The organism is Methanobrevibacter olleyae (assembly GCF_900114585.1).
Classification (GTDB): domain Archaea; phylum Methanobacteriota; class Methanobacteria; order Methanobacteriales; family Methanobacteriaceae; genus Methanobrevibacter; species Methanobrevibacter olleyae.
Genome location: NZ_FOTL01000008.1, coordinates 25,173 through 40,091 on the forward strand (window position 1 = coordinate 25,173; position 14,919 = coordinate 40,091).

Here is a 14,919-nt window from a genome sequence, read left to right on the forward strand (position 1 = left end):
TTTTAGTTTTAATGCTCTTTTCAGTTATGGCTAGTGTTTCAGCTACTTGTAATGTAATTGTTATTACCGATCCAAGTGGTGAAGATCCTAATGGTGCTGCTGCAGGAAGTATGTCCTTTGCAAATAATATGTTCCAATCTTCATTTATTATGTCAAAAAATGATGGTTATGCTGTGCTTTCAGGAGGGGAAGGTAATGGTACAGAAAGGAACTATGCGATTATTGATGCACTTGGAGCAATGCAACATGGTTCAAGTCCGGCATCTGCAGCTGCTTTAGCTAGTAGTTTTGATGGTATTCGTTTAGTTATCGGCGGACCTTCAATGGGAGCAGCTATTGGTGGAGATTATAATGCATATCTTGTTGTAGTAGATAATGATGGAACTATTAGAGTTACTCACCATGAAGGTGGTGTTGTGCAATTACCTCAAGGTTCAAAAGGAGCTATTATTCACTTAAGAAACAGTCATGGTAACCCTATGTCTGGTACTGCAGACCGTGTACGTAGACAAACTGCAGTAAACATTGGTAAAATGATTAGGGACGGGTATCCTGCTACTTATATCGTTGGAAAGGCAATGGAAGAAGTTGCTAAAGACTCTGGTGAGAAATATGGTGGTGGTGCAGTAAACCTTGTTTCATTAATTAGTACTGGAGATATGTTTGTACCAGATCAAGTAAATACTACTGGTTATCCAATGGATGAGAATTATTCTAAAGTTTGCTTACATTGTGGTTGGGCAACTGGTTATCCTGATGCAGAAAATTATAATGTCTGTCCAATTTGTAATAATGAATTAGAGGTTCGTTCTGCTACAGATGTTTTAATTAATGCTATCACTGTATCTAAAGACTCTGTTTCTGTTTCTGTTTATGGAAGTGAAAAAGGAGGATTGGCCGATATCACTCGTGAAGTAGTAAAAGCATCTGTTAAGAAGTATGGTTATAATGCATCGACTATAGCAGGTTCTATTAATAAGGGTATTAATAATGGTCTTATTGTTGGAGTAGATTATGTAGAACCTAGTGATTTAAATGTAAAACCAGATGTTCGTGCTGTAGGTGTATATTATAATCCTTTACCAAATGGTAGAACTTCTCCTGCATGGAATTTACCTATTAATTCTATCGTGCTTACTATTTTAGGTTCTATTCAAACAGCAATTGGTTTTGTTTTAATAGTTTTAGTAGTATTTAGAACAAGATTGCTTAAATCATTTAGAGATCGCATATCCTAAATTTTTACCAATTTATTTATTTTTTATTTTTATTTTTTTAAATGTCTTATTTTTTATTCTTATTTTTTAATTTTTGGCTTTTTTTTAATGTCTTATTTTTTATTCTTATTTTTTAATTTTTGGCTTTTTTTTAAATGTCTTATTTTTATTTATTTATTCATTTTTTTCTATATTTTCCCTATATTTTCCCTATATTTTTTCTATATTTTTTTATTCATTTAATTAAAATTAATTATTATTCAATTTTTTTAAATTTTTATTTGTTTTTATTTAGTTTTATAAATTTTATTGTTTATTATGTAATTTAATTAGTTTTTAATAGAAATCTATTTAAATAAAGAAATATAAATTACCTATTGTGTTAATTAATATAAATTATTTTTGTTATGATTTGTATTTTATTTTTTATCTAATCATTTAATGTTTTTCATATTTTTTAAAAATTTTTATAAAATTTATTTTTAGTAGGTTTTAAATTCTTTTTAAATTTTAATTTAAAATCATTATTTTTGATTAAATTATGTAATAATAGTGATAATATGGCTTTAGTATTAATTAGAGGAGAAAGTAATTCAAAGATTCTTAATGCAATTGCAGATGTTGAAAGACATGCAAAGTTAAATTTAACTACAAAACCAAAAAAGATTGATGCAAAATTTGCAGATAAAATTGTTGAAAATATATTAAAAGCTCCTTTAAGAACTAAATCAAAGGTTGCTACTGCTTTTCGTATAAAAGAAGATACTGCTACTGCAATTGTACAAATAAAAAAAATTCATCCTCCAGCTCATATTGTTGTTATTAGCAATGGTTATGATGATTATAAAGAATTAAACAAAGTTTTAAATGATGCAAAGGTCTTTAGAGGATATTATTCAGGTAAAAATCAATCTACTCAAATGAAAGATTATAAACCTAATAAAAAGAACAGTAATGAGTCTTTAAATAATTATAATTAATCATTTAATATGCTTTCCGATTTTTAAGATATATTTTTATTATTTAACCTTTATTTTGGTTTTTTCTATTTTTATTTTATTTTAGTTTCCTATTTTTTATTTTTATGTTAATTTTCTATTTTTTAGCTGCTTCCTATTTTCTCATTGCTTTATTTTAATATAATTTATAAAGTTATTGATTACTTGATTAAGTGAAATATATAAGTGAAATATATACTTAAAATTAATTTAAAAGTATATATAAAATAGATAACATATATTTAAGTATGAATTGTGAAATATGTGGTAAACCTATGGAAGGTAAGCCTATAAGAACAAAAATTGACGGTTCAGTTTTAGAAGTTTGTAAAGAATGTTCTAAATTTGGTAGAGTTCAAAAAGACACAGCTCTTGAGAGAAAATTCACCTCAAGAAATAAAAAAGCTAAAAAACAAAACCAAAATAAACCTCAAGGAAGTAGAGGGAACATTCAAAGAAGACCTAGAGAAGAAGCAATTGATGAGTTAGCTGAAGATTATAGTAGTATAATTAGAAAAGCTCGTGAATCTAGAGGCTGGACTAGAGAAGAATTAGGTGCTAAGATTTATGAAAAGGTTTCAGTAATTAATAGGATAGAGTCTGGAAAGATGGAACCTGATTTAAAACTTGCTAAAAAATTTGAAAAGACTTTAAATATTGCGTTAATTGAAAAATATGATGCAATGGATTTAGAATCATTTAAAAGTTCTGCATCAGGACCAAATACTTTAGGAAGTGTTGTAAAAATAAAAAGAAAATAATCTTACAGTCATTTTTTTATTGTTTTAATTTTTTTATGATTGATTGCATTGTTTATTAATTGTTTATTAATTGTTTATTGGATTATTTACCTTTATTATTCATATTTATGATTCCTGTCTATGATTCATTTTTATCATCTAATTTATATCAGTTTCTTTTTTAATTTTTTTTAAAATTTTTTTATTAAATTGTTTTTCTTACCAATATTAAGAAAAACTTTATATATTACTACTTATAAATTATTTTATAATCTACGAATATTTAGGTTTTGATAAAAATTATAATAAAAATTAAAGAATTTTGATTAATTTTAATTATTAAAATCTATCTTTTTAATGTGAAATTTCGTTGTAAAAATATTTAAAAAATTATACAAACTAAGAATTCAAATATAATTTTTAATATAATCTTTAAATTAAAATTTATATTTTAAAATATTATAATCTTAAAGGAGGAGTATAATATGGAAGATTCTCCAAATGAAGTTCAAAATATTAATAGCTCTGCTAAAATAGAAGAAGTAGAAGAACCTAAAACCCGTGAAGAACTTCAAAAAGAAGTAGATTTACTTAAAGCAGAAAATACAAAAACTAAACGTAATCTTATGTGGAAAGTTAGAAAGCTTGAAAAAGATAAAATTCTAACTGAAAACGAAAAAATACGTTTAGAAAGAGAGTTAAAATCATTAAGAGGTGAAGTAGAAAGATTCAGATCACCTCCGCTTATATTAGCTACTATTACTGAAATTATAGATGATTCCAGAATGACTGTAAAAAGTAGTACAGGACCAAATTTCCTTATTAATTATTCAAAATTTTTAGATGAAAAATTACTACGTCCTGGTTCTAGAGTAGCTTTAAATCAACAAACCTTTGGTGTTGTTGAGGTATTACCTTCTGAGAAGGATGCAAATGTTTCTGGAATGGAAATTGAAACTAAACCTGATGTTACTTACGACATCATTGGAGGTTTAGATGATCAAATTCTTGAAGTTAAAGAGACAGTAGAATTACCTTTAAAACATCCGGAATTATTTGAAAAAGTTGGTATCGATCCACCTAAAGGTATTTTGTTATATGGACCACCTGGAACTGGTAAAACATTACTTGCTAAAGCAGTAGCTAATGAAACTAATGCTACATTCATTAAAGTCGTTGCTTCTGAGTTTGTTAAAAAATACATTGGTGAAGGAGCAAGAATGGTTAGAGAAGTATTTGAGCTTGCTAAAGAAAAAGCACCAAGTATCATATTTATTGATGAGCTTGATGCAGTTGCTGCACAAAGACTTAAAAGTTCTACCAGTGGAGATAGAGAGGTTCAAAGAACTCTTATGCAATTACTTGCAGAGTTAGATGGTTTTGAATCTCGTGGAGATATTGGTATTATTGGTGCAACTAATAGGCCAGATATCTTAGATCCAGCTTTACTTAGGCCTGGAAGATTTGACAGATTTATTGAAGTTCCAGCTCCAAATGAAGATGGCAGACGTGAAATCTTTAAAATTCATACTAAAAAAATGAATATAGCTCCTGAAGTTAGTATAAATACTTTAGTTGAACTTACTGATGGTGTTTCTGGTGCTGATTTAAAGGCTATTTGTACAGAAGCTGGTATGTTTGCTATTCGTGAAGAAAGAGACCAAATTTACAGTAAAGACTTTATGGATGCAATTGATAAAATTATGGGTAAAAATAAAAGTGGTCAATTAAATGAAAATGGTGGAGTGATGTTTGGTTAATTCCAAATATTTACTTTTTTCTTTTCTTGATTTTATTTTTATTTCATTTTAAATTTTATTTCATAAAGCTTTTAATTTTCTTTTAGTTTTATTTTAGTAAAATTTCATAAAGTTGGTTTTTAATTTTCTTTTAGTTTTATTTTAGTAAAATTTCATAAAGTTGGTTTTTAATTTTCTTTTAGTTTTATTTTAGTAAAATTTCATAAAGTTGGTTTTTAATTTTCTTTTAGTAAAATTGATTTTTTATTTTTTAATATTATTAATTTATTATAATCATATAATGGCCTGTGATGAACCCTATGAGCTCTGATATGTGATGAATGATGGGCGATCTGAGGCCATTATTCTATTTTTTTAATGTTTCTTTGAATAACCCTATTTTTTTAGTTTTCCAATATTTTTTTAATTTTAGATTATTTCTAATAATTATTTCTAATAGTTTCTAGTTCTAATATATAATTATAACTTATTTTTCTAATTAACAAAACCCTTAATATAAATCATATAATAAAATATAAAAAACTTTTATAAACTTTAAGTAAGTGTTTTCTAGTTCTATTAGTGTTTTATCAGAGATTTTATTTGAAATAATTATTTTTTTAAGCTTTATTTTTTAAAAGTTTATATATATTAGAAAATAGATAGTTATAATTAAAGAATATAGGAGCATTATTTTGTCAACTAAATTTAATGAAGAATATTTTCAAGATTTTCAAGAGGATATTAAATTTTTAATTAATTCGGATATTCGATTGGAAATTTTAGGCTATTTATATAATTCTTCAGCTTCAATAAAAGAGATAGAAGAGAGAACTAATTTTAGCTATAGTTCTATTTTAGACAATATAAATAAACTAGAACAGAGAAAGTTTATTTTTAGTATAGATGATAAATTCTATTTATATAATAAAACAAAACTTAAATTAACAAATATACTTTATTTTAATAAGACCACCAATTTTTTAAGAGATAATTCTGATTTTTTAAACCAGTCTCTTATTGATATAAATATAGACACTATTAAAGACTTATCTGCCCTTGAAGGTTCTAAATTAATAGAATCTAATAATATTGATTTATTTAAGCCTACTGAGATTTTTCAAGATTCTTTAATGGGTTTTAAATTTTTAAAAGGAATATTTCCTTATTTCCATCCTAACCATTATGATATTATTAGTTATTGGATTGATAATGATTGTACTGTAGAATTAATTCTTCCTGATGCAGTTTCTGAAGCTGTAAAAAATTTTATTAAAGATTATTTACCTAAAAGTCCGGCTATTAAAAATAAGCATGTCAAATTAAAACCTAATGATTCTAATATTCAGTTTGCTTTTACTGTTTCTGATAAATGTTTAGTTTTAGCTTTTTATACAAAAAATGGTCAATTTAATCAAAATGCAGTAATTACTTCAACTAACCAAGAAGCTATAAATTTTGGATTAAAACTTTTTGAAGAGTATGAAAAATTATGTGGTGATTATGTTTCACTAGATTATATTATTTATCCTGATGGAAGGGGGAAAAATTATTAATTCTGAATTTTTTGATGGAATAAGTGATTTAGAAGATTTCAATCTATTAAAATTTATAATTACATCTGAGATAAGATTAAAATTATTATTTAGCTTATATGAATCTACAAAATCAATAAAAGAATTAGAATCTGAGTTTAATAGAAAATCCGCTAATATATCTCGTGGTTTAAATGAATTAAAAGGATGTAAATTAATTACCAGATTGCCTGATAAACGTTATGCTATAAGCTCTATAGGTTTTTTACTAGCAAAAAATATAGAGAATTTAATGTATGATTGTGAAAGTATCGATTCTAAAAGTGAATTTTGGGAAAATCATTCGATTAAATCTATTCCAAACAGATTTTTAAAGGAGTTATTATTCTTTAATAATTCAACTTTAGTAAAATCAACAATCACTGAATTTGCAAAGCCTATTAATGTATATTTGGAAAATATTAAAGAATCTACGGAAATTTCTATGATTTTACCAGTATACTCTAAAATTTTCATGGATTCTATTAATGAGGCTTTAATTAATCATGGAGGTCATTTAGACTTAATAACTACTAAAAACATTCATGATTTAATATTAAAATCTGATTCAGATAATTATTTTAAGTCTTTAGTAAGAGATAAAAAAATTAATTATTATATGGTTGATGATTTAGCTAATATATTTTTCACTGCTACAGATACCTTTGCTTCATTGTACCTTTTCTTTGATGATGTGGTCTTTGATAGTTCTGAGATGTTATTAATAGAGGATTTATCTAGCTTAAGTGATGCTTATAGGTTCTATAATTCTTATAAAACTTACATTTTTAAATAATTTTTTAGTTTTTTACTATTTTTCTTTATAGTCACTTTTAATTTTAGTTATTTTTTTGGCTATTTTATTTAATTTTTTTCTTATATATTTAAACATTTAATTTATATCATTGGATTGAATTTTTATCATCGACTTGTTTTTTATCATTTGAATCTAAATTTTTTTCTTTTTATTAGATTTATTACTATTTTCATAATTTTTATTAATATTTTAATTTAATTTCATTTAGATAAAATTTTATCTTAAAGTCTTAAAAATAGTATTAACTTTATATTTATTCTTTAATTTGATAAATATGTATTGAAAAATAGCAAATTTTATATATAAAATTTATTAAACCTTTATTAAACAAATGTTTATATTATTTCTATTATTATTATTTAAATTAGATGGCTTTTATCATATTTTTTTAGAAATAAGTTTTTTTTAAACCAATTTTTAAAAATTTTCTTTTAAAAGTTTTTTATATATTTTTAGATATTTTAAAACAATAATAGATTTTTATAAACCTTTTGTTTTTATTGAGGTGAAATTATGGCAACTTTTAAAGGATTTGCAATGAAAAAAATTGGTGAAACTGGTTGGGTAGAAAAAGAAGTTCCTGAATGTGGACCTATGGATGCAATTATTAAACCAACTTGTGTATCACCATGTACTTCAGATATTCACACTGTGTGGGAAGGAGCTATCGGTGAGAGAACTGATATGGTCTTAGGTCACGAAGCAGTTGGTGAAGTTGTTGAAGTAGGTAGTTTAGTTAAAAAATTCAAACCGGGTGATAAAGTAATTGTACCGGCAATTACGCCAGACTGGGATGATGAAGCTTCCCAAAGAGGATTCCCATCACAAACAACTGAACCTCTTGGTGGTTGGAAATTTTCCAACTTCAAAGATGGTGTATTTGGTGAAAGATTCCATGTAAACATGGCTGATGCAAACTTAACTATTTTGCCTGATGGATTATCTGATGAAGCAGCAGTGATGTTAGTAGACATGTGGTCTACTGGTATGATGGGTTCTGAAAACGCTGATATTCCTTTAGGTGGCAGTGTACTTGTTATTGGTATTGGTGCAGTAGGACTTTCTGCTATTGCAGGTGCTAAATTATTAGGTGCAGGTAGATTATTTGCAGCAGGTACTCGTCCTATATCTGTCGAAGTTGCTAAAAAATATGGTGCAACTGACATCATTAACTACAGAGAAGGGCCAATTGATGAACAAGTAAGAGAACTTACTGGTGGTGAAGGTGTAGACTCTGTAATTATTGCTGGTGGTAACTTAGAAAACACTTGGAAAGAAGCTATTTCCTCTGCAAAAGCAGGAGGAACTGTTTCAAATGTTAACTACCTAAGTGGTGCAGACAATGTATTGATTCCACGTGTAGAATGGGGTTGTGGTATGTCTAATATTAGTATCCACAATGGATTATGTCCTGGTGGAGCAGTAAGAATGGAAAGACTTGCTGACTTAGCTTTATATGGTAGACAAGACCCTGAACTATTAGTTACCCATAAATTTAAAGGTCTCGATAAAATTGAAGATGCTCTATATTTAATGAAAGAAAAACCTAAAGACTTAATTAAACCTGTTGTAATGCTAGATCTTGATTAAGTTTTTATATGGTGTAAAAATTTTATTTTAAAGTAATGGATTTTTCCATTACTTTTTTTAAATTTAGATTATTATTGTATTTTTAATTAAATTTGTTTTTAATTTTTTTGATTAATTGTATTTTTAATTTTTTGATTTAGTGTATTTTTAATTTAAATAGTTTAAAACGATTTTTATTAATCATTAAATGCTTATATTTGTTTGATTAATTATCTGGGAGGATAAAATGAAAGTTGCAATTATAGGTGGAACTGGCCCACAAGGTTTAGGAATTGCAAAAAGATTTGCAATTGAAGGTGTTGAAGTTATTGTAGGGTCTCGTAAAGAAGAAAAAGCTTTAACAATTGTTGAAGAAACTATCGAAGAACTTAAGGATTATGATTTGAATATTGTTGGTATGGCTAATGAAGATGCTGCCAAAGCAGGAGATATTTTAATTCTCACTGTACCATTATCAGCTCAAAAACCTACTCTTGAAAGAATTAAAGAATTCTGTGCAGATAAAATTGTGTTGGATGCAACTGTACCTCTTGAAACAGCTATTGGTGGAAAACCATTCCGTTTCATTGATCTAATGGAAGGTTCAGCAGCAGAAAGAACCGCAAGTATTCTTGATGGAACTGGTGCAAAAGTAATCTGTGCATTCTGTAATATAAGTAACTCTCATTTATCTAATATTCCAAATGATATAGATTGTGATTGCTTAATTGCAGGAGATGATAATGAAGCAAAAGAAGTAGCTACAGAACTTATTAACAAACTTCCTGGAGTTAGAACAATTGATACTGGAATTTTAGAAAAATCAAGAGTTATTGAAAAAATCACTCCATTGTTAATTGGATTAAACATTAAATATAGATCTCATTATGGGGGACTTAGAATTACTGGAATTCCTCAATTTGAAGATTGATTTTAAAACCTAATGTTTTTAGTTATACCAATAGTTTTTGGTAAAATTTTTTTTAAGAAAAATTAGATATTTTTTCTCAACCAGGTTAAATATTTAGAAAATCACTTTCATATCAAGATAATTTTCTAATATATTTAACTTTAGGATTATTTTATTTGGAAATATTGTTTTTTCATTTTGATTTATCTTTTAAAAAATATTTATTTAGATTTATTAAAATGAAATATATTTGATTATTTTAGTTAGTTGGTGATTTTATGATAGTTGTTTTAGCAAAAGCAATCCCTAAAGATGAAAAATCTTGTGAAAAAATTGTAGAATTTGCTCAAGATTTAATTGAAAACACAAGAAAAGAAGATGGAAATATAGATTATAACTTGTATTCTAATACTGGAGATGGAGTATTATTATTTGTTGAACAATGGGAATCTAAGGAAGTATTAGGTGCACATTTAGAAACTGAACATTTCATTAAATTTGGAAAAAATATTGCAGATTTAGTTGCTCAAGACCTCATAATTGATGTTTACGAAGCAGAAGCTACTGATCTTTAATTTAATCTCTTTTTTATTTTTCTTTTTTTTTTAAGCTTGTAAATGTTTGTATTATTTATTTATCTCTTTTTTTCTTTTTTTTTTAAGCTTGTAATGTTTGTATTATTTATTTTATCTCTTTTTTTATTTTTTCTTTAATATACAGGGTGATGATTAAATTAATTATTTTATTTATTGAAATTTTAAAATTCTTTTTGTTTTATAAATTCAAAAATATATTGGTGTATATACATAAACTATATTTAAAATAAAAATTATAAATATTTACTAATGTTTGGTAAAGATAAAAAAGAAGAATTTAATGAAAAAATATTATATGAGGCACAACCTAATATTTTTCTTTATTCAAAGGGAATCTTAATCTCTATGTTTGTGCTTGGATTTTTATTTTTCTTATATTCTGCAGGAATTAGCTATATTGGGAATATGAATGTTTATTTGATTGAATCAACTAAAGTTCCAATGACTCGTTATTTTGCAATAGCTATTTTTGTCTTAATAATGATTGTATTCTTATACATTATCTTAAAACTATTAATTTGGACTTCAATTAAATATACAATCACTGAAAGTAGAGTTATTGTTGAAAAGGGTATTCTTTTACAAAAGAAAAATTATATGCCATTTAACACTATTCAAGATGTTAGTCGTTCCCAGAGTCTTTTAGGAAAAATTTTTTCAGTTGGCACAATAAATTTATACAGTGCCTATGATGGGAAAGATCTTGAGTTAAAAGATGTTTCTAGTCCAAAAAAGATTGAAAACATTATATTTGAAAATATTAGGGGAACTCATCTTAGAAGAAATAATCTTTATGATGATAATTTTGATAATGGCCCCACTTTCAATCCAATAAGACCTCATTCAGATGAACATACTCATTATAGGCGTATGGAAGATTTAGATGATTTAGAATTAGCAGATGCTAAAGAACGTAAAAGACAACTTAGAGAAATAAGGCGTAGAGCTAAAAACTCTAGAAGAGATTATAATGATTCTAAATATAATCAAGATTATAATAATTCTAACTATGATGCCTATGACTATGATAGTTCTTATTACAAGAAAAATGAGGGTTATGGTTCTCATTATGATAGTCGTGATCCATATCAAAATCTAGATTATGATTCAAATTATAGAAATACCTATGATGATAGGAGTTATAATCCTAATCAAGATCATCAATATTCTGGAGCTATTAAAGATTCTTATGGAAGAAACCCTAAAAAGTATTTTGCAAATAATTATGAAGAATTCCATCAGAATAATTTAGATGCTCAAAGAGATTATCAAGAATCTAGAGATTATGTTCATAGTCACTATAATCCAGAGAGAGATAATTCTATTTCTAAAGGAAATTATAATCAAAATAAAGAGGATTATTATCAAGAATCATTTGAAGAAAATAATAAAAAATCTAAAGGGCTTTCTAGATTTAATCCATTTTCTAGTAATAAAAAAGAAGATTCTTATAAAGAAAATATAACTGATGAAGAGTTTGATAATACAATAAACCAAGCTATGCATGATATGGAAAGTAATATTAAATTTGAACCTTCTAATAATCAATTCCGTCAAAGAGATAATAGAGATTATAATCAATCATATAATCAAAGAAATGGTGGAGATTATAATCAATCGTATAATCAAAGAAATGGTGGAGATTATAATCAATCGTATAATCAAAGAAATAATTCTAATTATCATTCTTATAATAGAAATTATGATGATAGAGATTATTATGCAGAATATGATGATTATAATCAAGGTAGGTCTTATAAATCCAATTCAGATAGAGGGAAATCTAGAGTTTTAAGAGATGATTATGATTCTAATTATCATGCTCCTAGAGATGATTACATAAATCAACATAATGATTTAAGAAAAGATAGCCATAGAAGATATTATAATAATCGCTATGATGATTATTCAGATAATTATTCTCCTAAACCTTATAAGAAAGAGAATAGATATAAGTCTAGAAATCTAGATTATGAAGATAATTCTGAGTATAATAACTATAATAAGCCTAGAAATTACAAAAAATCTAGAAGAAATAATGAAAGGTATGCTCAAAGTAGTCATTATGAAGATAATGCTAATTATGAGGAGTCTAATTCTAATCAAGAAAATGATAAAAAAGAAAAAACTTCTGAAGATTTATTTAAAAAACATTCTAGAAAATTTAGGAGATGATTTTTTATCATTCTTAAAATTAGGTTATTTTTTAATTTAATATTAGGTTATTTTTTAATTTAATATTAGGTTATTTTTTAATTTAATATTAGATTATTTTTTAATTTAATATTAGGTTATTTTTTAATCTTTTAAGAAACTATTAAAATTTTTATTATAGCTTTTTAGCTATAACTCTTTTTATTGATGATGTAGGGAAAATATGAGTTTTGATTATGATGTTACAATTGTTGGTGCAGGTCCTATTGGTTCTACTTTAGCATATGAATTAACTAAAGAAGATATCAAAGTATGTCTCATTGATAAAAAGAAAGTAATAGGTTTACCATTACAATGCTCAGGTATCATTAATAAAAGAGTATTGGATTTCAATCAAATTCCTAAAGAATTAATTTTAAATAAAGTAAAAAGTGCTTTTTTACATAGTAAAAATCATTCTTTTGCTGTTTCTAAGGAAGAAGACCAAGCTTTAATAATCGATAGAGTTGGATTAGATCAATTTTTATACAATAGAGCTATTGAAAAGGGTGTTGATTCTTATTTATCTTCTAAAGTGTTAACTATTGATGATATAGAAGGTAAAGTCCTATTTCAAAATGATTCTGAAGAGAAAACCATTAAATCTAAAATTATCGTTGGTGCAGATGGGCCACTTTCATTAGTTTCTTCAACTATTGGTAATGATTTTAATTATTATTGTGCATCCCAATATTTAGTTAAAGTTGATAGAATTAAAGATATGTCATTTGTTGATTTATTTGCCTATGAAAATTTATTTCCTGGATTTATATGGATAATTCCAGTTTATAAAAATATTTTTAGAGTTGGTTTATTCTCTAATTATGATTATAAAAAGCAAAGAGAAATTTTAAATGATTTTTTAGAAAATGATTTTCAATATGACAATTTTGAAGTAATTGAAAAATACAAAGGTAAAATACCTATTTATAATAAAGACAATAAACTGTATAAAAATAGAGCTTTAATTATTGGAGATGCTGCTTCACAAGTTAAACCAACTACTGGTGGAGGCCTTTTAATAGGTTTTGAAACAGTTAAAATAGCTAAAAAGAATATAATTAAAGCTTTAAATTTAGATATGGCTGAAAATGACTTAGATATGTTAGCGAATCTTTTTAAAGATTATCAAAAAGATTTTGAGAAAAGATTTTTAAATGAAATATCTTATCAGTTTAAAGTTCAAAAAACATTATCTACTTTATCTGATGATGATTTAGATTATTTTTTTATGAAATTAAAAGAAAAAGAAGCAGATAAATTAATATCTGAATATGGGGATATGGATAATCAATCAACACTTGTTAAAGAATTCTTAAAAAGAGGTTTGATTTTATCATTATTACCTAAAATTCATAAAAAAGAATTAGCTAAGATTTGGTTATTATGATTAGATGGTACTTTTAGATTATTGCTTTGTTTTATTATTAGATATTTTATTTTTAGATTATTAAATTTATTAGACTATTAAAAATGGAGATAAAAAATGGATTTATTATTAATCTTATCACAAGAACATGATAAATTACCCTTAGCTGAACTTAGAGCAGTTTTAGAAATTGAAAATATAGAAACTGATATTGAAATAGTTTGTCCGGGATTAGTTATTCTAAGAAAGCTTAATGAAGATCTTTTTGATGATTATTATAAAATACTTGTTAAAAGATTAGCTTATACCCATGAGGTTCATCAATTAATAAGTGAATGTGACTGTGAAGACTTAGATAGCACTGTTAAATCTATTGATTGGTCTGGTTATGTGGATGAAAATTTTGCAGTTAGGGTAAAACGTTTTAATACAGAAATAGATACGGTAGGTACTGAAAAAAGAATTGGTTATTTAATTTTATCTAATACAGAGAATATTTCAGTTAATTTATCTAATCCAAAGTCATTTATTAGAGTTGTAGCATATCGTGATAATTTTTATTTATGTTTTGGTAAATATAAGTTTAATAAAAAGTATTTTGAAGATATGAAGCCTCATAAAAGACCATTTTTCCATCCTGGTTGTATGAGTCCTAAATTAGCACGTTGTATGGTTAATTTATCTCGTGTTAATGAAGGGGATTTAGTTTTAGATCCTTTCTGTGGAACTGGTGGAATCCTTATTGAAGCAGGGCTTATTGGTGCTAAAGTTGTAGGTTGTGATATCGATTGGAGAATGAAGAGAGGTACAGCTACTAATTTAGAATATGCAGGGGTAATTGATTATAAAACTCATGTTGTAGATATTCGTGAACTTGAAATGTATGAGGAAGCTGATGCAGTTGTTACTGATCCTCCTTATGGTATTTCTACAACTACCTGTGGTGAAGGTGCTTCCGGTATATTTAGTGAATTTTTACAATCAATTGAACATAGTATGAAGAAAGATGCTCTTTTAGTAATGGCCAGTCCTGATTCATTAGATATAGATTCATTACTTAGGGATGTAGGTTTCATATTATTGGAAAGGTATGAAATTAAAATGCATAGAAGTTTAACTCGTATCATTTCTGTGATAGCTAAAATTCATTAAATTATATTTAATTTCTGTGGAGCAAACTATTTTTTATTTTTATTT

The 14,919-nt window shown here is 25.8% G+C and carries 12 protein-coding genes; all 12 read left to right on the forward strand.

Features of this window, described 5'->3' with window-relative positions; translation table 11 throughout:
- Window positions 1-11: 11 nt before the first annotated feature.
- A complete protein-coding gene (locus tag BM020_RS03605) occupies window positions 12-1,238 on the forward strand; it encodes an Mfer764 family protein (RefSeq protein ID WP_067149027.1) in 1,227 nt (408 codons plus the stop codon).
- A gap of 539 nt (window positions 1,239-1,777) precedes the next feature.
- Window positions 1,778-2,197, forward strand: coding sequence for a DUF356 domain-containing protein (locus BM020_RS03615; protein ID WP_067146816.1), 420 nt, complete (start codon window positions 1,778-1,780; stop codon window positions 2,195-2,197).
- Window positions 2,198-2,463: 266 nt separating this feature from the next.
- The gene (locus BM020_RS03620; protein ID WP_067146815.1) at window positions 2,464-2,976 is read left to right on the forward strand and encodes a multiprotein bridging factor aMBF1; all 513 of its coding nucleotides are present in this window, start codon (window positions 2,464-2,466) and stop codon (window positions 2,974-2,976) included.
- A 464-nt stretch (window positions 2,977-3,440) separates the two neighbouring features.
- Window positions 3,441-4,715: a proteasome-activating nucleotidase gene (gene pan, locus BM020_RS03625; RefSeq protein WP_074798233.1), complete on the forward strand. Its 1,275-nt coding sequence runs from the start codon at window positions 3,441-3,443 to the stop codon at window positions 4,713-4,715.
- Between the two features lie 674 nt (window positions 4,716-5,389).
- Window positions 5,390-6,250: a helix-turn-helix transcriptional regulator gene (locus BM020_RS03630; RefSeq protein WP_067146813.1), complete on the forward strand. Its 861-nt coding sequence runs from the start codon at window positions 5,390-5,392 to the stop codon at window positions 6,248-6,250.
- Window positions 6,228-7,064: a helix-turn-helix transcriptional regulator gene (locus BM020_RS03635; protein ID WP_074798235.1), complete on the forward strand. Its 837-nt coding sequence runs from the start codon at window positions 6,228-6,230 to the stop codon at window positions 7,062-7,064. Before BM020_RS03630 ends, BM020_RS03635 begins: the two co-directional genes overlap by 23 nt.
- A 534-nt stretch (window positions 7,065-7,598) precedes the next feature.
- Window positions 7,599-8,675 carry an NAD(P)-dependent alcohol dehydrogenase gene (locus BM020_RS03640; protein WP_067146809.1) on the forward strand — a complete coding sequence of 359 codons (1,077 nt, stop codon included), beginning with the start codon at window positions 7,599-7,601 and terminating at the stop codon, window positions 8,673-8,675.
- Between the two features lie 226 nt (window positions 8,676-8,901).
- A complete protein-coding gene (npdG, locus tag BM020_RS03645) occupies window positions 8,902-9,585 on the forward strand; it encodes an NADPH-dependent F420 reductase (protein WP_074798237.1) in 684 nt (227 codons plus the stop codon).
- Window positions 9,586-9,842: 257 nt separating this feature from the next.
- The gene (locus BM020_RS03650) at window positions 9,843-10,139 is read left to right on the forward strand and encodes a putative quinol monooxygenase (protein ID WP_067146805.1); all 297 of its coding nucleotides are present in this window, start codon (window positions 9,843-9,845) and stop codon (window positions 10,137-10,139) included.
- 270 nt (window positions 10,140-10,409) lie between these two features.
- Entirely contained in the window at window positions 10,410-12,335 is a 1,926-nt protein-coding gene (locus BM020_RS03655) for a PH domain-containing protein (protein WP_074798239.1), read from the forward strand.
- A gap of 202 nt (window positions 12,336-12,537) precedes the next feature.
- On the forward strand, window positions 12,538-13,743 hold the full coding sequence (locus tag BM020_RS03660) for a geranylgeranyl reductase family protein (protein WP_074798241.1): 1,206 nt from the start codon (window positions 12,538-12,540) through the stop codon (window positions 13,741-13,743).
- Between the two features lie 96 nt (window positions 13,744-13,839).
- Complete coding sequence (locus tag BM020_RS03665; protein WP_074798243.1) at window positions 13,840-14,874, forward strand: TIGR01177 family methyltransferase; 1,035 nt, start codon at window positions 13,840-13,842, stop codon at window positions 14,872-14,874.
- Window positions 14,875-14,919: the final 45 nt, after the last annotated feature.

Excerpts from the sequence above, each read along its gene's own strand:
- BM020_RS03605 (WP_067149027.1), top strand. The coding sequence starts at position 12 with ATGCTCTTTTCAGTTATGGCTAGTGTTTCAGCTACTTGTAATGTAATT.
- BM020_RS03615 (WP_067146816.1), top strand. The coding sequence starts at position 1,778 with ATGGCTTTAGTATTAATTAGAGGAGAAAGTAATTCAAAGATTCTTAAT.
- BM020_RS03620 (WP_067146815.1), top strand. The coding sequence starts at position 2,464 with ATGAATTGTGAAATATGTGGTAAACCTATGGAAGGTAAGCCTATAAGA.
- pan (WP_074798233.1), top strand. The coding sequence starts at position 3,441 with ATGGAAGATTCTCCAAATGAAGTTCAAAATATTAATAGCTCTGCTAAA.
- BM020_RS03635 (WP_074798235.1), top strand. The coding sequence starts at position 6,228 with ATGGAAGGGGGAAAAATTATTAATTCTGAATTTTTTGATGGAATAAGT.
- BM020_RS03640 (WP_067146809.1), top strand. The coding sequence starts at position 7,599 with ATGGCAACTTTTAAAGGATTTGCAATGAAAAAAATTGGTGAAACTGGT.
- npdG (WP_074798237.1), top strand. The coding sequence starts at position 8,902 with ATGAAAGTTGCAATTATAGGTGGAACTGGCCCACAAGGTTTAGGAATT.
- BM020_RS03650 (WP_067146805.1), top strand. The coding sequence starts at position 9,843 with ATGATAGTTGTTTTAGCAAAAGCAATCCCTAAAGATGAAAAATCTTGT.
- BM020_RS03655 (WP_074798239.1), top strand. The coding sequence starts at position 10,410 with ATGTTTGGTAAAGATAAAAAAGAAGAATTTAATGAAAAAATATTATAT.
- BM020_RS03660 (WP_074798241.1), top strand. The coding sequence starts at position 12,538 with ATGAGTTTTGATTATGATGTTACAATTGTTGGTGCAGGTCCTATTGGT.
- BM020_RS03665 (WP_074798243.1), top strand. The coding sequence starts at position 13,840 with ATGGATTTATTATTAATCTTATCACAAGAACATGATAAATTACCCTTA.